12 protein-coding genes are annotated in these 21,586 nt (G+C 42.7%); 5 read left to right on the top strand and 7 right to left on the bottom strand.

All coding sequences use genetic code 11. The annotated features are described in order from the left end of the window. The first annotated feature begins 72 nt into the window (after nucleotides 1–72). Complete coding sequence (locus tag G500_RS25060; RefSeq protein ID WP_051203467.1) at nucleotides 73–687, top strand: 4'-phosphopantetheinyl transferase family protein; 615 nt, start codon at nucleotides 73–75, stop codon at nucleotides 685–687. 134 nt (nucleotides 688–821) lie between these two features. Here the strand turns inward: G500_RS25060 and G500_RS0110860 are convergent, their stop codons facing one another. From G500_RS0110860 to G500_RS0110840, 4 genes are all read right to left on the bottom strand, one after another. Next, entirely contained in the window at nucleotides 822–1,775 is a 954-nt protein-coding gene (locus tag G500_RS0110860) for a DUF4412 domain-containing protein (RefSeq protein WP_027002577.1), read from the bottom strand. 460 nt (nucleotides 1,776–2,235) lie between these two features. Next, the gene (locus G500_RS0110850) at nucleotides 2,236–7,434 is read right to left on the bottom strand and encodes a hypothetical protein (RefSeq protein WP_027002575.1); all 5,199 of its coding nucleotides are present in this window, start codon (nucleotides 7,432–7,434) and stop codon (nucleotides 2,236–2,238) included. A gap of 318 nt (nucleotides 7,435–7,752) precedes the next feature. Beyond that, on the bottom strand, nucleotides 7,753–8,514 hold the full coding sequence (locus tag G500_RS0110845; RefSeq protein ID WP_027002574.1) for a DUF3592 domain-containing protein: 762 nt from the start codon (nucleotides 8,512–8,514) through the stop codon (nucleotides 7,753–7,755). A gap of 120 nt (nucleotides 8,515–8,634) precedes the next feature. Further along, nucleotides 8,635–9,813, bottom strand: coding sequence for an NAD(P)/FAD-dependent oxidoreductase (locus tag G500_RS0110840; RefSeq protein ID WP_027002573.1), 1,179 nt, complete (start codon nucleotides 9,811–9,813; stop codon nucleotides 8,635–8,637). 194 nt (nucleotides 9,814–10,007) lie between these two features. Between G500_RS0110840 and G500_RS0110835 the strand changes: the two genes are divergently transcribed. Both G500_RS0110835 and G500_RS0110830 read left to right on the top strand, forming a co-directional pair. Beyond that, complete coding sequence (locus tag G500_RS0110835; RefSeq protein ID WP_161626123.1) at nucleotides 10,008–10,559, top strand: hypothetical protein; 552 nt, start codon at nucleotides 10,008–10,010, stop codon at nucleotides 10,557–10,559. 68 nt (nucleotides 10,560–10,627) lie between these two features. Then, complete coding sequence (locus G500_RS0110830) at nucleotides 10,628–11,083, top strand: hypothetical protein (RefSeq protein ID WP_027002571.1); 456 nt, start codon at nucleotides 10,628–10,630, stop codon at nucleotides 11,081–11,083. A 214-nt stretch (nucleotides 11,084–11,297) separates the two neighbouring features. Here the strand turns inward: G500_RS0110830 and hflX are convergent, their stop codons facing one another. After that, a complete protein-coding gene (gene hflX / locus G500_RS0110825; protein ID WP_027002570.1) occupies nucleotides 11,298–12,533 on the bottom strand; it encodes a GTPase HflX in 1,236 nt (411 codons plus the stop codon). A gap of 193 nt (nucleotides 12,534–12,726) precedes the next feature. Then, complete coding sequence (locus G500_RS0110820) at nucleotides 12,727–16,446, bottom strand: ATP-binding protein (RefSeq protein WP_027002569.1); 3,720 nt, start codon at nucleotides 16,444–16,446, stop codon at nucleotides 12,727–12,729. A 390-nt stretch (nucleotides 16,447–16,836) separates the two neighbouring features. Between G500_RS0110820 and G500_RS0110810 the strand changes: the two genes are divergently transcribed. Beyond that, a complete protein-coding gene (locus G500_RS0110810) occupies nucleotides 16,837–19,002 on the top strand; it encodes a 7TM diverse intracellular signaling domain-containing protein (RefSeq protein WP_027002567.1) in 2,166 nt (721 codons plus the stop codon). Between the two features lie 106 nt (nucleotides 19,003–19,108). On the opposite strand, the gene nspC is transcribed toward G500_RS0110810, so the two are convergent. After that, complete coding sequence (gene nspC / locus G500_RS0110800; RefSeq protein ID WP_051203524.1) at nucleotides 19,109–20,335, bottom strand: carboxynorspermidine decarboxylase; 1,227 nt, start codon at nucleotides 20,333–20,335, stop codon at nucleotides 19,109–19,111. A 280-nt stretch (nucleotides 20,336–20,615) separates the two neighbouring features. Here nspC and G500_RS0110795 point away from each other — a divergent pair, with 280 nt between their 5' ends. Beyond that, complete coding sequence (locus G500_RS0110795) at nucleotides 20,616–21,509, top strand: carbon-nitrogen hydrolase (RefSeq protein WP_027002565.1); 894 nt, start codon at nucleotides 20,616–20,618, stop codon at nucleotides 21,507–21,509. Nucleotides 21,510–21,586: the final 77 nt, after the last annotated feature.

The following is a 21,586-nucleotide window of genomic DNA, read 5'->3' as shown; positions in this document are numbered from 1 at the left end:
AAAATCTTACTTTGTCAAACAATATATTGCACAAGTTGTTAAGATGCTATTACCGTCTTAAAAAGCCGTACCATGCCCATTTTTTTACACAAAAAGTTTCCACATTACGATTTAGTCTTGTGGAAAATAGACGAAAACGAGGCGCAACTTCATAGCCTTGCCCAAGAAGAGGAAGCTTTTGCTACCTACAAAAATCCGACGATACGCTTAGAAAAAATGGCGGCAGCCTTGCTTCTAAGCCACTTTTTCCCTTCTCACAAGGTAGAAAAAGCGCATACAGGAAAGCCTTTTTTAAAGCCGCATACGGCGCACATTTCTATTTCGCATAGCTACCCTTGGGTGGCGTTGGCGTTTTCGCGCACCCATGCCTTGGGTTTAGATGTGGAAGCGGTAGGTTTGAAAGTGGAAACAGTTGCGCCGCGTGTCTTACATGAGTCGGAATTGGCGTTTTGCAGAGGAAACCGAAGGATTGCGACGCGCTTTTGGTCAGCAAAAGAAGCCCTCTACAAGTGTTTAGATGCAAAGGGCGCGACATGGCGCAAGGACATTCGCGTGCTACTAAACGAGCGGGGGCAGTCTTTGGCGAGTTTTATTCCTACAAATGAGTATCTGAACATAGATTTTCTCACAGAATTAGAACCACATTTCGTCTTGGCGATTGCTACCAAAAAGGAAGCGTTGGGATAGTTTTTTAAAATACCCAAATTTGTGCTTATCAAAGGCAGTGATGTTAAATTCTAAGAATCAGATGCAGGTGTAGGAATAAGGCATTGCCTTTGACTTTTAGAATTTAACATCACTGGGGCGGCTCTATCGGCTATCTATTTGCCGCCTACTATCTGATAGTTAGACATTTGGAAAGATTTGGCATCTTCAAGTTTGACTTCTTTTACCAAGATAAAACTCTTGTCGCCTGTCTTTTTGTCGGTATTCTCCATTTCTAAAACAAAACCCTCCTCTATCTGCGTCATCGGATTTTGTTCCTGCTTTTTGTTTGCCATCACGAAAGCACGCATGGCTTTGAATTGCTCGATTTTTATATCTTGTGTAATCCAGGCATTTGAAACAAAATCGTCTGATTCGATGATGTATTTAGCGCAAGGATAGCCTAAGATGCTTTTCTTTTCATTGGTCTTGGTTACTTTGACGGGCTTTTCGTTAGCGGCTTGCTCTTGGGTTTGCATCTCTTTGGGAAAGGCAGAAACGACAGCCATATTTGCGCCTTCGTTTTCCATCAAAATCACCATTGCCTGATTTTGAAAATCGAGGACAGACTGACTCTGCGGCTTTGAAGTTTCCGTTTTGCCCAATACCTCCATTCCGATAATTTCCTGATTTTGAGAGCTTTGGCGATAGCGCACCCACATAGGGTCTTGCTTTTTCCCTTTCGCCTTTTGGCTTGTCATTTCTATCAAAAAGCTGCTATTAAATTGGTACGCTTCCGCAACTTGTGCCGCGCCGCCGCCGCCCAACATGCCGCCTAATAGCCCTGTAACGGCATCAGCCTCTTGTTCTGAACCGTCTGCATTTTGTTTGTCTTTTTTGCCTGTTTTCAAAGATTCTTCGGTCTTGTCCAGACTCTTATCTACGGCTTTATCGATTTTATTATCGACTCTATTTTTTACCTTGTTTTTGGTGCGCTCCAAAGCCCTATCCAAAATTCCCTGCGCCTTTGTTTCTGAAAAAGGCATCAGAACCAAGAAAAAAGCCACGCCCAAGAGTGAGAACAAAGAAGATTTTGTGAGTGTGTAAGGTTGTGTTTGAAAAGTTTTCATGAAAATAAACAGGTTTGAAAGTGTTAGAAAAAATAAAAAAGAAAGATAGAAAAGACAGTAACTTTTGGCAAACCCAAAAAACGGTCTTCTTCTATTCTGCTTTGTTTCTACTTTCGAAACGAGTAAGAGATACTAAAATTGTTTCGGAAGCACGTTGTTATTCAAAAAAAATAACGCAAAGGGCAAAAATAGTCAATATAAAAAACTAAAATATCGTTAAACTCTAAAAAAGCGTCGTGTTTTCAAATTTGAAACGAAATAAAATTTGGCTTCACCTTCTTTTTGGTTTCGTCGGAAGCAAGTTTGCATGGCGAAGTTGGAGCTTTGTGCTATAAGTCTTTGTTTCAATCTCATTTCGGATAAGGCAATGCCTTTTCCCTACTTTTGCACAAAAAAGTCCCTCCTTTTTGGGGAGGGACTTTGGGGGATAATTTACTTTTTTGAAACTACAACCTGATTTTTAGTCAAGTGCAATGGCAGGTGTGGTATCGTAGGTGCTTCTAAAACGGCTCTGGAAGGCATCTACTTCGGCGCGAGTGGCTTTCTCAAACTTATCCTTCGACTTAGGATTTTCCAATTCGGCATTGAAGGCTTCATTTGAGGAGAGCATCTTCAAATCTCTGCCTTTCATGGCGATATAATACCAAGTGTCGGCATCGAGTTCGAGATAAAGGGTAAAGTCGCCTGCTTCGGCTTGTCGCGGAATTTCTACCATGCCTTCGCATTTGGCATCAATTTCCTTTTTCAGAATCGCTCCCAAAGGCAAATCGCCAACACTATAAAAGGTATTTCTATCTACCGACCAGTTCATCGTTACGGCAGGGAAGATAAGGGTCTTATCTGAAAGAGCGTCAGAAACGCCATAATCGCCTACCGAAAAACGGCGCAAGAAGCTTTCACCCGCCTTATCGCCTCCTATTTCGGCAACCTTATTGACCGTAGTGGGGTTCTTTTTCACGACACGCTCGATTTTGTTTTTGGTGCGATTTTCAGAAACATAAGTAGCCAAATGGTCGCGCATGAGGTTGAACGCCTCGCCTTTTGAATCGATAAAGAAAGCCAACATCAAATCAAAAGTATAGAGATTTTCGGCATAGTTGGCACGCGCTCTGCCTGCGGTAGCCAAATTGACCTTCGCCGAATTTTCATACAGGGTAAAAGTCCCTTCGGCGCGAACCTCGTTTTTGGTCTTGCTAAAATCAAAAACATTGCCTTTGGCAGGTTCAGACGCAGGCTTGCCATCTTTATTGGTAGAAATGACAGCAAATTCTAAGACCTTACTCTTTTTGATAGCCCCTTCTGCTAAAAAGATGGGAATATCTCTGCCGATGGCTTTGTCCTCTTCCATGATAGGCGCGTAGAGTCCTTTTTCTTTGCTCAAATACAGCCCCACAAAAGAAGGCTGCCCATTGACGCTCTGATTGACGACAAAGAGGTCTGTACCCGAACCTGTCCCTTTTTTGCCTTTGGCATCTGCACCTGCGGCAGTGGAAACGAGCGGAAACCAACCACTTTGTGGGCTATTGCCCGAAACCAAACGCGCCTGTCCGTTAAATTCGAGCTGACGAAGCCACGCCTTCATCGTAACTTGGTCTTTAAACTGCTTGCCATCAGCATAGCGGAAAAATTCTTCCTCTTTGATGGTCGCGGTGGAAATTGTGCCTTCTGTGCCTACCAATTTTTTGCCCAAATCGGTCTTGCGCAAGCTATCGGGTAGGTCTAATTCGGTGATGACCTGCTTTCCGAAATTGTCGATGTTGATGTCAAATTCTTCGCCTGCGTCGTTGGTATATTTGTAGGTAGCCTCGCCCTTGTATTCGTTTTTCGATACAATATTGATGCTGCCCTCTACCAAACGGTGATAGCGGCTTAGGTAATTAACGGTAAGTTCGGCATTTTTAAGCGGCTCGATTCTGCCGCCTTTCTTGACTACAACCTGACTGCCATAGGGCGCAATTTCGGTATCGACAACCAAGATATAAGGCACACCCTCGATATTGAGCTGCTGCTCGCGCATGTCGTAAATGGCGTTGGTGGCGGCATATTTCAGCCCTAATTGTGCAGGGTCGGTAGATTCGAAAATCTGCTCGCCGCTGACATCTTTGTCGTCTTGTCGGAAAACTACATTTTGGGCATCGATGCTCCAAACGGCTTTTGCCAAAGAGGTCGTGTATTGTAAGAAGGGAAAGGTAAAGACCTTTTCGCCTACGTTTTCGGCTTCGATGGTGGCAGTGCGCGGATTTTCGATGATGTTGTAATCAAATTTGACGTTGTTGGCAGCAATGGCGGCAGGCTTTACGCCATTTTCAGATTTGATTTGAAAAAGCGCGTGATTGCCATGAAAGCGCGTCGTTTCGAAGGCAAATTCCTGCGAATTTATCAGGGCTTCGTCGGTTTCGAAAGCACCGTATCCTTTCAGACCGCTGGGCGTGACGGCTAACGTTCCTGTGTGAGTGGCTACTTTTACGTCGCCTTCGTCGCGTTTATACATCTCGAAGGGTTTTTCTAAGCTGGTGAGCAGCATGCTATCTTGGGCGTGTAGCCATTGGATATGAAAATCCTCCATAAAGGTACTCGGAAAACCTACTCCGCCTACTTCTTTGGCATGGATACGCCCCTTGTTGTAGGCGGCTTTTGCTTTAAAAGTTCCCAAAGAAACCATCGAGTCGGGGAAAAAGATAAAGTCGTTGGACTCTATATCAGCGGCTAAATAGGTCATTCTTGCAGGACTATTAGGGTATAAGGCTTTTTCCTTGTCCATGAGTTTCTTCTTCTTCGGATTGGCTTCGGCTACGCTATCGGTCATGTCGTAATATTTTTCCGCGCCTGCCCTAACGCCGTCGTTGGTGAGAAAGACCAAGCCCTTTTCAAGCCTACCTTTTCCGCCATACAAGCCCAAACCGCTGGGGTGTTGTGGGTCATTTACGCTATGCACAAAGCCCAAAGATTTATCTTCCATTACGCGAATGGAATCTTTAAACTGTTCTACAAAAATATTACTATTGAAAGTACCTGCAAATTTGAGGTCTTCGGGCTGCCTACCTACTAAACTATCGAGCCTGAAATTATCTACATCAAATTTGACCCTTGCCGTATCGTAATAAGAACCCATCAAGATTTCTTTGCCCTGAAACTTCACCTGTCCGCCCGAAGTGGATTCGAAGATAGGGTAGTTTCGGAAAGAAAGTTTTTCAACGCCCTCTTGCTTGTCGTAATAGGTGCGCTCACCCGAACGGTTCGAGGGGTTGTTGATAAAAAATGTGCCTGATACGTCTTTGAAATTATTGGGCAGGGTATCGCCTTCTACATAAAACTGCATCGAGTCGATTTTGGGCATGACGATTTTAAAATCTTCGTAATTAAATTCGAAGTCTTTGCCGTTGAAGACAAAGTTTTTTGCTCCTACCTGTCCGCTAAAACCCATGCTTCTATTTTCTTTAATCTTGACAATGCCATCAGAGGGCAGAGCGGCTACATTGAAAAAGGCGGTGTCTTGTTCCAAGCTGGTTCGAATTTGGGCAAAACGGACGGCTTTCACCCCTCGCACGTGCATTTCATTGTCTTTGAAGTAGTAGGTAATGTTGTCCAAAGCATTGGACTGCCCTGCGAAGATGATTTTATCGTAATCCACTTTCATAGGATTATTGGGCGGCAAATTGGCACGTGCATAAAGTTGCCCTTTGCGCGTGAGGCGCGTCCAGTCGGTGGCTTCGTCGTACTCTACAAAACCTTTTCCTGCCAAAAAGCGCATGGCTTGTTTTACGTGCAGAGGGTTTTGTTTGAAATCGCGAGCCATGTCTGCACTAAAAAAAGAAGGCGAAAATGGTTTTTTATTGGAAATATAACCCCAAATCATCACCAAAGGATTGAAGGAATACATGCCTTGCAAGTCGGTTAGGATAGGCTTGTAGAAGTGGTCGTTGGAGGTTATCACGACAGGGGTTTCTGTTCTGCCCTGCAAAATGGCAATGTTCATCGTATCTGCACCCAAATCCCAAGTAATCAAATCTGCCAAGACCGAAACGCGGTGGTAGGAATCTTCTATGGGCGCATCTTTGAAGACCTTGTTATCTTTTCGTGCCAAAAGATAGGCTTCTTTGCTTTTGCCGTTGCCTTCGGGCGAAAAGCGCAACATCATGCCAGGGTGCATGAGCGAATCTTTGTCGGAAGTGTAAATGATAAGCCTTGCCTGCGGATTATTGACACTATTGGTGTTGAAGATAAAAGGCTTGATAGAAGTAGCTTTAAATTTGGGCTTGCCGCCTTTTTCTACTACAATAGAAGATTCTGCGCCTTCGGTCATGCTTTGGCTTGTGATGCGATTGCCTTTGAGTCCGAAGCCGCCGATATAGGTTAGGTCTTTTGCCAAACCTTTGACTTTTATGTCATTTCTATACGAAATGAAAATAGGATAAGGCGGATTTTCGGTCTTGTTTTGTTTCAATGCCTTATATGCGAAATTGCCCAAGACGGCAGAATCGAGGCGGTTAGGGTGTATCAAACTGACGCTTTTTGCCGAAATTTGGGCTTTCGTTACGGGCAACACATATTTGGAAAACTCACAATAAACGCCTGCTTCCACACCTGCGGCTTTCCATTCGAAACGCCCTTTTTCGCCCACAAATTCGCCTGTGGAAAGCAAAACAAAGCCGTCTGTGTTTTGTATCGTAAATTCGTCTTCTCTATTTTTTACATTCAAATTGACATTTTTGAAGCGGATATAAGGTCCTGCCAAAAGGCGTGTTTCAGGCTCTTCGGGTGCAGCCTGCGACAACTTTGGACGCTCTATGGGAGCGGCTGCCACTACGGGCTTTTTTTCTTCTTTTTTCTTGTCTGATTCGCTGCCCCAGCCCCAATCGCCGTCGCTGCCCCAATCGTCGGAGGGTGTCCCCCATTCGTCGGCAGTTCCCCAAACGTCGGGGTCGGGTGTGGCACTATCGCTGCCTGTATCGCTACCACTGCTGCCCCAATCGCTACCCCAATCGTCCCAACCGCCTGCGTCGGTTTCTTCGGTTTTGGGGTCTTTTTTATCTTCGGTAGCCTTTTCGCCTATTTCTATAATTTCTTCGATGGGGTCGACGATAGGTGCTTCCACTACGGCAGGTGCGCCTTCGCGCCCGTATCCAAACTCAAAATCGCGATTGCCTAAGATGGCAAAAGCGGTGTGGTCTTGGTATTTATAGAGGAGGTGGTCAGTGATAAAGGTGCGCGTGATGCGGAAAAAATTAGCAACGCCATTTTTGCCTACTTCGCGAACAGTGGTATCGGCTACTTGCAAAAATCTTAGCCTATCTTGGGCTTTAAATTTGCCTGTTTTTTGTCCGAAGTGCAGGCAGGCATAGAAGTCCTCGAAGATGGGGTTAGGCTGATAGCCTTTTTCGTACATATTTTTAGAAATGTTATGCAAGAGTTTCTGCTCTTCGGGGCTTAGTGTCCCCCAAAGGTTTGAAATCGAGCTAACGACTTCTACCGTTGTGGGGTCGGTCTTTCGCTCAATGACGCGCTGGACATCTTGAACAAAATTGTCGGGGTTTGAAAAGGGCTTTTGCGCTTGCAAGGGCAGCCAAAGCAAATAACAAAACCCCAAAAAGAGGAGTTGTATCGGCTTCTGCCCTATTCGCGGAGGTAGCAAAAGTGAGGAAAAAACGAAATGTTGCATAAGAGAAAAAGTTTGAGGTAAGAAATCAAGACGAGAAGCAGGCAGGATAGGATATGATAGTATAGGATATGATGTAATAGGATAGTTGCGCCTTTGCCCTTTTGTAGCCTATCACGTTTTTTACAATTTTTCCCAAGAGGCGAGGCGCAGTCAGGTTAAGTTCTATGAAAAGCCTTGTTTTATTACATTTTTTTCAAATTTGGCACGAAATAAAATTTGGACTTAAACCCTAAGGGTCTTCAAGACCCTTAGGGTTTGGGGCATAGGACAAGGCATTGCCCTATCCCTACATTCGAACCTAATTTTTAGCAATTAACATCACTGGGGCGAGGCGGCATACATTTTTTTCAACTCTGCCACTTCTATATAATAGCTTTCAGGCTCTTTGGGGTCTATCAGTACGGTCATTTTGTTGTGAGTAGGTAGGAAAGGCGTAGGGTCGAAGGGTAGCGGTTCGCTTCGAAAAGCATAGGCTAAATCTTCGCTTGGGCTGCTCCATTCACAATAGAGGACATAAGCAGGCGTGCCATTGAGCCGCACCTGCAAATCGCGGGCGACGGATTTGATGTCGGCTTGTAGCGTTTGCCCATATTTGAGGAGGCGATGCCACCTGCGGTACTTTCGCCACGCCAAGAAAGCGAGCCAACTTCCTACCAAAAGCAAACAGGTTGCGGAAATACTATAAAAAATAGAACCAAACCATTCGTTTTTGATGATATGCAAATCGTCAGGATTGATAATATCGTAATAGACTTCAAAGACATTGCCTACCTCAAAATCTTGTAGCGTTCCCACTTCATGCTTTGCCGAAATAAGCACCTTTTGACTATCAAGGGTATAAAAGCCCAAGATGGGATAGTAGTTGCCGCTTTCATGCCACTTTACCTCTATGACACGCGCAAACGTGCGCTCATATTTTTGTGCCTTGTTCTTTTTTTCCTCATACGCCTGATACGCCAAGTAGAATAGGCTCAAACTGCCCAAAAGCAACACAAGGGCTAAAAGCATTTCGAGTCGCGCTCGCAACTCTTCCCACAAACGCGACAAAAAATTGAACAAAAAATCAAGAATAGCCTTCATACCAAGATGCAATAAATTGAGAATGTGGAGAGGAGATAAAAGCACAAAAAAAGACCATTTGTAGCCCTTACGATTTTAGAAAGTTCTTTGGGCTTGCCATAAATCATCATTCGCGCCTTTTTAGGTATCTTCTGATAGACGGCTGACCAAATCCAAAGCCACTTTGCTGCTCAAAGCTACTCCCATGCCCGAAAGCCGCACGCCTGCCGCTACGTTGGGGTGAAGCGAAACCAAAAGCGGCGATTTTTCCCTTCCAAAAGCCATAATACCCGACCAGAAGTAATCTATTTCAGGTTGGAATTGGGGCAAAATAAGGGTTTTGAGTTTGTTTTCCAAATCTTGCGCGATAAGCGGATTGATGCCCAGTTGTGTTGTCTTTTCGGCTTCGAAGTCCAGATTGCGTCCGCCGCCAAAGATAACGCGATTTTCGAGGTTGCGAAAATAGTAGAAGCCTGCCTCTAAATGGAAAGTCCCTTTGAAGGGCAAAGAGGAAATTGGCTTTGTTATCAGCACTAAGCCCCGTCCTGCCTGAATGTCTGCCGTAGGGAGGGCTTCTTTGGCAAAGGCATTGGTGCAGATGGCGATTTTTTTTGCCTGTATTGAAAAGCGCGTGTGCGGTTTGGGTTCGGAAAGGCTTGTCGGTTGTAGGTGAAGTTCTACGTTGCTGCCGATGGCTTGCCAATCTATCGCCTGCACCCCTGTCCAGACCAGTGCGCCTCTTTTGGCTACATACTGCCAAAGGTTGCGGATAGCCATTCCGCTATTGATTTGCCCTTCAAAAGGGGTATAGACCATGGCGCGTACTTTTTGGGCATTAAATTTAAAACTCGCGATTGTGCCATCTTTGCGCCTAAATACCCTGCCTTCAAAGTTGGTATGATATTTTTCGAAGATGGGTTTTAAAAAATCATTGACCTTATCTAATTCCGCCAAAGCAGGCATTTGGGCTTCGGTGAGCAATTCATAGCCTCCGTATTGTTTCAAATCTAAGGCGGAATCGCCAAGCCGCTGGCGCAGTAATTGTAAGCCTTCATAACGACTTTGCACCAAATTGAAGACCGTTTCGGCGTTCATCATTTGAAGGTCGGCTAAAATTTCGGTCAGGCTGCCAAAACAGGCAAAGCCCGCATTTTTGGTAGAAGCTCCCGTAGGTAAAAAATTGCGCTCAACGACGGCTACACGCGCCTTGGGGTAGCGTTCAAGCCAAGCGGCTGCCGTAGAAAGCCCCACAAAACCTGCGCCCACTACTACCAAATCGTAAGTAGTAAAGGCTTCTTTTTCCCATACACTATATGCCATCTTTGCCTTTTGAGTAGTTTGTTAAGAAAGAACGCTAAGATAGGGCTTTTTTGTAAAAAAACAAAACTAAAAAGGGGAAAACGCCTTATCATAAAGACGATTGCCAAACAAAAAAGAAAACCCACTTTGGCTAAATTTGACTAACTTTGCCCGACGCTTATTCCATTTTTTCAGACCCTCTTTCCATCTTTATTATGTTTAAAACACTTGCCTTTTTTCTGTTGTTCCTTTTGTTTTTCTTAGGAAATATTGCCTCTCTTTCTGCCCAAGAAGATTCTACCGAACAAAAACTTTTTCGCACCAAAGACGACTATTACGCACATCAGGCAGAGGTGCAACTTGCTATGCAAAATTGGCTACAACTTTCGCCCTTTGATGTCTTGCAAAAAGAAACGCGCCAAATGACGGCAGCCTACGCCTTCGCTTGGATTTCGGGTGCGCCACACGTAAAGATTGTCTTGGGAAGTTCGCCCGAAATGGACGTTTTGAAAGAAAAAAGCTACCCTTTTCAGCCCGACCTACTCCTCGCCTTTGTCTTTGGGCAGACCCTTCACCTACTCGAATTTCCCGAACAGAACACCCACCAAGCCGAAAGCATAGAAGCAGGCATCAAGGGCATGCTCACTTTTTATGACACCATTTTAGCAGAAAAATCTAACAAAAAGTACCGCCACAAGGTATTAGATAGGTACAAAAAGATGGCACACAAAAAGACCCTTTTAGCCTATATCAATAGCAAAATTTAGGCTTTTGCTTAAAAAAATTAGCTTTTTTTATTACTAAAATTATATTTCCCCTACTTTTTTCTTTTCAAATGCAAGACACTACCAAAACGATACTTTTTGAAAATCAAGCCCAAACCGTTTTGATTGAACGCTACCAAACGGCAGATTTTGCTTATCTGATGCTTCATTTGATAGGGCGCATCAGCGTAGCCGACCACCGCGAAGGCTTCGAAAACTTTTTGGAATTTGGCAAGCAAGACCTAAGCATCAAGGGGGCTATTCTCAATTATTTGAAACTTGAATATGATGCGCCCGAATCGCGTGCTTGGTTGGTTTCGCGCTATGCGCCGCGCTACCGTACTGAAATGCAGGGGCGTTATACATACGTTGCCGTAGTAGAGCCTCAAAATATGTTTCAAAACATTGCCGCCAAAGTCATTGTTCAGACTATCAAGATGATGAAAATGAGCCTTAGCATGGAATTTTTTGAAGAAGTGGAGAATGCCCAAAAATGGCTTGACGCAAATTTGGCGGCTAAAAGTTAGTAATGTTAAGTTTTGTGAAAAGTCTTGTTTTATTATAGTTTTTTCAAATTTGACATGAAATGAAATTTGGACTTAAACCCTAAGGGTCTTCAAGACCCTTAGGGTTTGGGACATAGGACAAGGCAATGCCTTGTCCCTACATTTGCATCTGATTTTTAGCATTTAACATCATTAGACTAAAAGGGAGGGCAAAGTTCGCACCTCAAAGGGTTTCTTACTCCCAATCGGCGGTTTCCTCTTTGGGCATATCGCCCCAGCCAGTGGGACGTTTGTAGTTCGGATAGATTTGAAAATGGCGTTTGGCAATGAGTTCCAAAAGTTTGGTGCGCAGTTCGTCTATGTTTTCGTTTTGCGCTGCCGAAATAAAGACCGTATTTTGTTCGTCTTTCGCCAAATAACTTTCTTTGAGTTCGTCCAAAGAAGGGGGATAGATGATGTAGTTTTGTCCGATTTGCAAATCTGCCTTGTGTTGGTCTATCTTATTGAAAACCAACAAAGTAGGCTTATTGGCAGCCTTAATTTCTAATAAAGTCTGATTCACTACCCGAATATGCTCTTCGAAGGCAGGGTGCGAAATATCTACGACATGCACCAGCACGTCGGCATCTACTACTTCCTGCAAAGTAGATTTGAAACTTTCTATCAGGGTAGTGGGCAATTTTCGGATAAAACCTACCGTATCGGTGAGCAGAAAGGGAATCCCCTCCCATTTTACCTTTCGGACAGTGGCATCTACTGTGGCAAAGAGTTTGTTTTCGGCAAAGACATCGGCTTTTGTGAGCAATCGCATTAAAGTCGACTTTCCGACGTTGGTATAGCCTACTAAGGCTACGCGGACGATTTTATCGCGCTCCTTGCGGCGTGTTTGGTCTTGCTGCTCTATTTTTTTGAGCTTTTCTTTGAGAAGCGAGATTCTATCGCGCACCAAACGGCGGTCGGTTTCGATTTCCTTTTCCCCTGCTCCGCGCTGCCCAATACCCCCTCTTTGTCGGGAAAGGTGTGTCCACATGCGGGTCAGGCGTGGTAGTAGGTATTGATAGCGTGCCAGTTCTACCTGTGTCTTGGCTTGTGCAGTTTGGGCGCGATACTTAAAAATTTCTAAGATAAGGGTGCTTCTATCAAAAATCGCGATGCCTTCTTTTTCACATTCGAGGTCGCGCTCTAAGTTTCGGACATGACGGGGCGAGAGTTCGTCGTCAAAGATGATGGTATCTACTTGGTGGGCTTTTGCATAGGCTTTGATTTCGGCTAATTTTCCACTGCCTACAAAGGTGTTGGTGTCGGGATTTTCTAATTTTTGGTAAAAACTTTTTTTGGTTTCGATGCCTAAGGTTTCAGCTAAAAAGGCGAGTTCGCTTAGGTATTCTTCCGCCTTATGCAAGGGCTGATTCTGATTGACAAGCGTAACAAGTACGGCGGTTTCCGATTTTATCGTATTGTGTTCTATCATAAAAGCATAAAAAGAGAGTAAAAGGTTTGGCAAAGGTAGCGAAAATCTATCAGGCGGCTCTAAGGTAGTAGGGCGGTGCGTCTGTTTTGTGCTTTTCTCTGTGCCAAATTAGAAAACAAACCCCAAAAAAGAGAGAAAAGTTGCAGAGGGGCGAAATTAGGATAAAGGCACTCTAACCTTCCCAAATCTGCCCCTAAACATTTTCCCAAGGCAATTCTATAAAAAAGGTCGTCCCCTCGCCTAATTGGGTTTCAAACCAAATGCGCCCTCCTGCATGCTCGATGCCTCTTTTTGCCACTGCCAAACCGATACCCGAACCCGAACTTTTGGTAGAAAAATTAGGAATAAAAATCTTTTTAGCAACTTCTTCGGATATGCCGCTGCCATTATCAGTAATGCTAATGCAGACTTTTTGCGCCTGCTCAAATGCCTCCAAGCGGATATTCAGATGCGCGTCTTCTTCGGCAGGAACGGCTTGCACACCATTGAGAATGAGGTTTGTGAAGATGCGCCCCATCAGTTGTTTATCGCCCCTAACCCAAAATTCGCCCTGTGGTAGGATAGCGTCAAAGGTCAGTCGTTGGTCATTTTTAAATAAAATTAGAATATCCAAAAGCAAAGCCGCAATATCAAAATTCTCATTTTTGGGGATTGGCATTTTGGCAAAAGCGGCAAAAGAATTGGCAATATCGGTGAGCGTATCTACCTGATTAACAAGTAGTTTGATAGAGCGAACCGCTTGTTCGTTTTCTTTGGCAAAGACGCGCTCCAAATGTTGTAGTGTGAGTTTCATCGGCGTAAGCGGATTTTTAATCTCATGAGCTACCTGCTTTGCCATCTCTCGCCACGCCGATTCCTTTTCAGAAATTGCCAATGCGTTTTTACTTTCTTCTAATTTTACCAACATAGTATTGTACTCTTTTACCAAAAGTCCAATTTCATCTTCTGATTGATAAACTAAGGGTTTGTTTTCATCACTCAAAGAAGTTTGCTGGATTTTTTCTGTCAAAAGTTTCAAAGGCTTTGTAAGCAAGCGCGAAACCAAAGAAGACACCGCAATAAGCAAGACCAAGACCCCCGTAAAAGTGTTCATTATCAGCGAAAAAACATGGGTTATCTGCTTTTCTGCCTGCTTCTGCGACTCAAAAAAGGGAAGCCCCACCACTCCCATCAGTTGGCGCGTGCTGGGTGAAAAGATGCGAATATAAACGGTATTATATTCTAATTTTCCAATCGACTCGCTCAAAATAAGATGCGGCTGCTGCCCTTCTACCAAAGCCGACATCGTCTGCGGATTGAGGCGGCGTGCCAAAATACCGTTATCAAAAATTGCCGTCTGGCTTGTCGCAAGCAATGCGCCCTCTTTGTTGAAAAGGTTGATTTCTGTTTGGGTATGACGGGCTATATCGAAAAGAGATTCTGAAATTCTATCATTAGAAAATTCGTCTTTTTCCTGTTTCTGTAAAATGTCGGTTAGATTTTGGGCTACAAGCTCGGCTTTTTTGAAGTAAGTGGCAATAATTTCATTTTTATTTTCCCTATTTAAAATGCTCAAAATCAAGATACTAAGAAAGAGCGTTGGTAGGAAAAAAGCCAAATTGAGGTAAATTTGAATTTTGGCAGTCAGATTAAAAGCAAACTTATTTTTTTTGATGATAAAATAGTAAAAAAACAGAAAAATAACAAGAACAAATAAATTAGTTAGAAAAATAAAAGAAACATTGCTAATAAAATGCGCAAAGGAGTAGGTAGGCGAAGAAATCACCACCCTTTTGAGACTCTTGTCTTGGTTTTGCGAAAAAGCCGAAAAATGGCGCAAGTGGTCTAAGACAATTTCTTCGTAATCGCTTTCATTTTCAAACTTATTTAGTAAAGCGTTAGAATAGTTGAAATTACCAAAAGAATAGATAAGTTCATTATCTATAAAGATTCCATAGCTAAACTGATTCAAAGTAAAAAAGGGCATAAATTGCTTATCGAGCAGCAGATAAGGATACAAACTATTGGCAATTACTTTTCGCGGTTTTAGCTCCACAATAATTTTTCCTACTAAAATATTGCCCCTAAAAACTTCAATAAAAGCAATATAATGATGTTCATTCATTTTATTGTCGCGAATGAGATAGAGGAAATCATGTTCGGTCATATAAGCAGGAATGGCGTATTTTTCTATCCAATCTTGATAAGGAGCTATTTCGCTATTGTAAGGTTCGCCACTGCCATTGAAGATAAAAATACCTACATCATATTTATCAAAATACGTCCCTAAGTGCATTTTTCTAATTTTTTTGGTAATGACTTCCTTAGAAGAAAAAGCCGAAAGTAGGCGATTGATGATGATATTGTCTTGCTTGATTTGCCCGATAGCTTGGTTGAGCAAATATTCACCTAATAAATCAGATTCTAATAAAAGCTGACGTGAAATTTTCTGTTTTTGATTAAATTCCCTTACTTTTTCAAACTTCAAAACTACCACAGCTTGTATCAAAGCGATTATCAAAGCTCCTATAAAAATTTGCACAAAAATTTTATAGTTTATGAAATAGTCTTCTTTGATGATGTCGACTAAAATATTAAAAACAAAGTACAAAAAATGAATTGAAAAGACCCAAAAAAGAGCCGTCCTTACTTCCTTTTCAGCCTCCATTATCCAGAAACAAAAAGAGATGGCAAGCAGATAGCTAACAGTTAAATAAACTATTTTGTATATTTTTGGTAAATTTATTTTTTTCACAAATCGCAAAAGAAGATAATTTAAAATAAAATAACTTCCCCCAGAAAGCAACGCCACCAAAAGCGAAACCAACTGCAAAACATCGAGATTGAATTGCCTATTGATGTCTAAACCCAAGTTTTCGGAATCGCGATATAAACTACTTAGTGTATCAAAATGAAAATAAATATTGAGCAATGACACAACTAAAAGTAGCGAATAGAAAAGGGCGCACTGTGTAGAAGTAGGCGTAAGGTGTGAAAATTGGGAGGTAATATTTCTTGAATAATAGAAGAGAAAAAAGAGCAGTGCAAAGCTAAAAAGTAGGTTGAGAAGCAAATCCCCCAAAGAAGGCGCAAGCCAACTTGAAGCATAAATCTGCGGATTGAAAAGGTCGGAAGCGAGCCACTCTTTGGGCAAGTTGGAAAAAAGTAGGACAAGCCTGAAAATGGTAAGCGCGACTAAAAGCAAGCCAAAAGCCTGTAAGGGCTGCTGCTTTTGAAGCAAATATAAAAGAATTTGATGAAGCTGTAAGAAAAAGAATAAAATAGAAAGTGAAATAAAAAAAACGACAACATAGTTTGAATCGTCGTTGAAGTTGTAATTTGGCGGAATTTGAAGCGAAAAAAGCGGCTCGCCTTCGCTACCCACAATAGAAAATAGGCTATAATTTTGCAGCGTAACGCCTACTTCCTGATTGGGAAAGATGTCAGAATTATTGTTTTTTTGCAGAAACTCATTGTTTATCTTATAGTTGGATTGAATAGGTAATAACATAACGATATTTCGCATCTCACCTCTATAATCTAATAGCTCACTTTTGACAAGCACAATACCGCGCACCGTTTCGAGCATGTATTCGCTGGGCGGAGGCTTGATTTGGTCGTATGTAAGATTATAGCTATTTTCTGACCAAAATAGAAGCTCTTGGTCTTTAAAAATAAAGGTAGGATAGCGACATAGCGGCAATAAGGTTTCAAAATTAGGCGCGATTTGACGCTGCTGCCATTCGAGCCATTTTTGTTGTATTTGTGCTATATTTTGTTCTAAAAGTGAAATTTGTAGGATAGTCTTTTGCTGTACCTGCAAGCGATAAGTTTCGTAATCATTAAAACTAACGATAAAATAGCGAAAAGCAAGCGCAATCGTTAGGAAAATAAGCGAAAAAATAAGAAAATAATATTTTTTAAAAATATTCATGGATAGAGAAGAATAAGATTTTATTTTAGACTACTGTGTTTTATTTTCGTCTTGCGCCTCTGTACAGTCGCAAAAATAGTGCAAAGAACGTTTTGGACTTGTTTTTGACTTACTTTTTTGAGAGGGAAGCCGCTTTGGGTTGTTGGAAAAAGGGAGGCGAAGGGTTATGCGCCCGACAGAATACCCCTGATGTCTTATCCTTTTTGTTTTTTTTAGATTTGTCCCCAAAACGAGGGGCAAAATTCTGAAAAATTCCGTAATTTTGTCCCTATTCATACTTCACTATGCCTTCACAGCACTATTAGCAACAGAAAAAATCGGTCTTGGTCATCAAAAGCGAAACAAAAGTAAAAAAAACATTTCTATTTTATATAGTATTGCATACTTTATATGTCTGATTGGATTTATTGGCTACAAAAATCCCTTTATTTTGGGCTGCTGCTTTTTATAGGACTTTGTGTAACGCCACTTTCGGCGCAGCAAAACACCTTTCCTCCCCCTATCAAGGCTTGGGAAGTGGAAAGTACGGCTGCCATTGGCTTGCAAACGCTCATTTATGAAGACCCTACCGCTCAAAAAACAGTGGAAGAGGTCTTGCAAAATCCTGATTTTTTCAAGCAAAATGAAGTAGAAAATCCTAATTTTGGCTATACAGATAGCAATATTTGGTTTAAATTTTCGGTACAAAACGAAAATATTGCCCCCATAGAGCGTTGGTTAGAAGTTAGTTACGCCCTTTTAGATAGCATTACTTTATATGAAATTGTAGAAAACAAAGTAGTTTCCGAATTAGCATTGGGCGATGGCATTAAATTTTCCCTTCGCCCCATCGACCACCCCAACGTCGTTTATCCGCTTCAACTGCCTGCCAAAAGCCAAAAATACTACCTGATGCGCGTCCGCTCACAGGGTACATTGGCAATTCCGCTACAACTTTGGGCAATAGAACCATTTTTTTCTACCTATGGCAAGTTTCAGATAGGTTTTGGTATTTACTACGGCACTATGTTGGTGATGCTATTGTATAATCTCTTTATCTTTTTTTCTCTAAAAGATAGGACGTATTTACTTTATGTTGCCAATATTACAGTGATAGCCTTGTTTCAGCTCTCCTTTAATGGTATCGGTTTCCAATACCTTTGGAGTGAAACTCCTGCTTGGCAGGATTTGAGTATCGCAATTTTTGTGGCTTGTATGTCTATTTTTTCGTTGAGTTTTTCTGTTAATTTTTTAAATACACGCCTTTACGCACCTACTCTGCACAAAATTATCTTGGCACTTATCGCGATTGCTTTTGTAGAATTAGCCCTTACTTTCTTTGTACCGTACAAATATTCTGTTCGGTTTGTAACCATTTTTGGATTTTTAGGCTCTCTTATTCTAATTATTACAGGGTTTCGCACTTATCTAAAAGGCTACAAAGCCTCGCGCTTTTTCCTTTTGGCATGGATAGTCTATTTGATAGGCGTTTTACTAACTGCCTTGCGTGCCTTTGGCATCTTGCCTACAAATTTTGTAACCCTCTACTCGGTGCAAATAGGCTCTGCCTTAGAAGTAGTATTGCTATCTTTGGGTTTAGCCGATAGAATCAACATGCTGCGCAAGGAATTGGCAGACAAAGCCATCGAAGAAGAACGCCTTAAACGCGAGCATGAGGAATTACAACGCCGCCAAATTGTAGCACAAAAACAAGAATTAGAGCGTTTGGTAGCCGAAAGAACGGCAGATTTGGCACAAAAAACACAAGAATTAGAAGTTCAAAATCAGAATATTACCGACAGTATTCAGTACGCCAAACGGATTCAACAAGCCATTTTGCCCACTTCCGAACAACTTAGTCGCGCCTTAGGAGATGGTTTTATCTATTTCCGCCCACGCGATTTGGTCAGTGGCGATTTCTACTGGTTTTCGCAAAAAGAAGATAAAATGTTTTTGGCGGTCGCCGATTGCACTGGACATGGCGTGCCGGGTGCTTTGATGTCTATGATAGGAAATACACTTTTGAATCAAATTGTGAATGAAAAAGGTGTTTCAAAACCTGCTAAAATTCTGGAATTGCTACACAAAGAAGTGCAGTATTTATTAAAACAAGATAATCACGACAACAATCCCTTTCAAGCACGTGATGGCATGGACATTGCCCTTTGTGCCTACACACCCGAAACGCACTGCCTTGAATTTGCAGGAGCAAACCGCCCCATTTGGCTCGTGCAGCAGGGGACATGGCAGGAAGTAAGAGGCGACAAACGCTCAATAGGAGGGTGGCAAAAGGAAAAACACAGAACTTTCACCAATCATATCATTGATTTGAAAGAAGGCGAAACTACTTTTTACCTTTCCTCAGATGGTTATTACGACCAATTTGGGGGAGCGCAAAACCGAAAATTTATGCGTGCCAAATTTCGCAGCCTATTAATGGATTTGCAGGGGCAAGATTTTAAGGCGCAAAAGCAAAAATTAGAAGAAGTGATGCAGGCTTGGAAAGGCAATAATCCGCAGATAGATGATATTTTAGTTGTAGGCTTTAAAATTCAAAGCCTTGCTTCCACAAAATAATACTTTTAAGAGTTTTTGTGATAGCCTCTTATCCAAAAAAGAAGATGCCCAATTTAAACCAAAAAACACGCAAGCAGTCGTGTTTTTTGGTTTTTTTCTACAATCGCTAAGAAAGTTTATATTTAAACATTTCGTACCCAATATGGCGCACCAATTTGAGTTGGTTTTCTTCCGTCCAAAGCGCGATAGAAGGATGACGCACACCATTAAAAGTGGTCGTCTTGACCATAGTGTAGTGAATCATATCGTCGAAAACAATTTTATCGCCATATTTTAAAGGACTTTCAAAAGCAAAGTCGTTCATGCCGATATAGTCGCCTGAAAGACAGGTAGAGCCGCCAAAACGATAGACGTATTTCGAATTAGGGGTAGGCTCACTTGCGTTCCAAACTTTGGGCTTATAGGGCATTTCCAAACAGTCGGGCAAATGGGCGGTAAAGGAAATATCCAAGATGGCGACCTTGATGCCTTCGCTATCGAGAATGTCTTGTACCGAAGCTACCAAATAGCCTGTCTGCCAGCCGACGGCTTCGCCGGGTTCTAAGATTACCTGCACCTTGTAGGTCTTTTGGATACGGTTGAGCAGTTCGATAAGCAGTTCTATATCATAGCCTTCGCGTGTGATATGGTGTCCGCCGCCCATGTTGAGCCATTTTACCTGATGCAAAAGGTGTCCGAATTTTTTTTCTACCTCCTCTAAGGTTCGGGCTAAGGTTTCCGACCCCTGTTCGCAAAGGGTATGAAAATGCAGTCCCTCGATGCCTTCGGGCAGGGTTTCGAGCTTATCGGCGGTGATGCCAAATCGCGTACCAGGCAGGCAGGGATTATACAAATCTACTTCTACTTCTGAATATTGCGGATTGATGCGCAAACCTGCTGAAACGTGCTTGCCGTGCTTTTTTTCGTACTTTTCTAAATGCGGTTTGAAGCGTTCCCATTGCGAAAGGGAATTGAAAGTAAGATGGTTGCAATATTGCATCATTTCCTCTATTTCATCTTCGTAATAGGCAGGGGCATAGGCATGGATGTCGCCTTTGTGGAGGTTGCCTTGTGCGTCTTGGTGCGCAAATTCTTCATACGCCAAACGCGCTTCGTAGAGCGAGCTGGCAGTACAGCCTTTCAGATATTGGCTCACAAGCGGAAAGGTGCTAAACATAGAAAAGCCCTTTAAGGCGCAAATGATATGCGCCCCTGTCGCTTTCTGTACGCGGTCTAAAATTTCTAAATTCCGACGCAAAAGACGCTCTTCTAACACAAAACAAGGCGAGGGAACAAGTGAAATATCTATCGGCTGTGGATTTGGGGCAGTTGGGGTAGGCACTGATACGGGCATGGGAACAGAATCGGGTAGGTAAGAATTTGGAAAAAAACTACTGCCTTTCGAGGAATTGAAAAGAGAAGGAAAAACCCTTTGAAGGACGTTTTTCAAAGGTTGTGCGCTATTTTCAACGACTTCTAAAAGCGAGTAGCCTAAGATTTCGACTTTAAAAATAGGCAAAAAATCTTACATCTGACCTAAAAAACGCCCCACTTGTGTATCTTTGTGTGGTTGAGTGCCTTTTGCCAAAAAATCAATCTTCCTTTTTTTCTCATTTCTTTCTTCTTTTTCCGATATGAAAAAATCTCCCTTGCTCAAAGTAGGTTTGGTACAACAAAGTTGTACGCAGGATAAAAATGCGAACATAGAAAAAAGTATCGCTGCCATTCGCGACTGTGCGGCACAGGGTGCTGTGTTGGTAGTTTTACAGGAATTGCACAATAATATTTACTTTTGTCAGTCTGAAAATGTAGATTATTTTGACTTAGCCGAACCTATCGAGGGTGAAACCACGCAGCGCATTGCCGCCGTTGCCAAAGAATGTGGCGTGGTAGTGGTGAGTTCTATTTTCGAAAAACGCGCCGCAGGTTTGTATCACAATACGGCTGTGGTCTTGGAAAAAGACGGCTCTTATGCAGGTGTGTATCGCAAGATGCACATTCCCGACGACCCCGCCTATTACGAAAAGTTCTATTTCACGCCCGGCGATTTGGGCTTTCGTCCCATCGAAACCTCGATAGGGAAGTTGGGCGTTTTGGTCTGTTGGGACCAGTGGTATCCCGAAGGAGCGCGTCTGATGGCAATGGCAGGGGCAGATTTGCTTATCTATCCTACCGCCATCGGTTGGGACATGCGCGATAGTGAAGCCGAGCGCAAGCGGCAGCAGCAGGCTTGGGTCATTTCGCAGCGCGGACATGCGGTAGCGAACGGACTGCCTGTCATTGCAGTAAATCGCGTAGGCTTTGAAAAAGACCTTTCGGGCGTAACAGAGGGCATTACCTTTTGGGGGCATAGCTTTGTAGCAGGAGCGCAGGGCGAATTTTTAGGCTTGGCAGCAGAGGAAAAGGAGCAAAATCTAATCGTAGAAATTGATATGAAGCGAAGCGAAGATGTGCGCCGCATCTGGCCTTTTTTCCGCGATAGGCGCATCGAGGCGTATGGCGACATAACGAAGCGTTTTTTGGTCTAATTTAGCGTATCTGGGCAGTTTGTCGGTGTTTCTTTTCAAACTGCCCTTTTCTAAGTTGGAATGTTTTGCAAAGTCGG

Origin of the sequence: Hugenholtzia roseola DSM 9546 (genome assembly GCF_000422585.1) — a bacterium.
GTDB lineage: Bacteria > Bacteroidota > Bacteroidia > Cytophagales > Bernardetiaceae > Hugenholtzia > Hugenholtzia roseola.
Note: the sequence above shows the minus strand (reverse complement) of the source record. Positions and strands in the feature narration are given on the sequence as shown.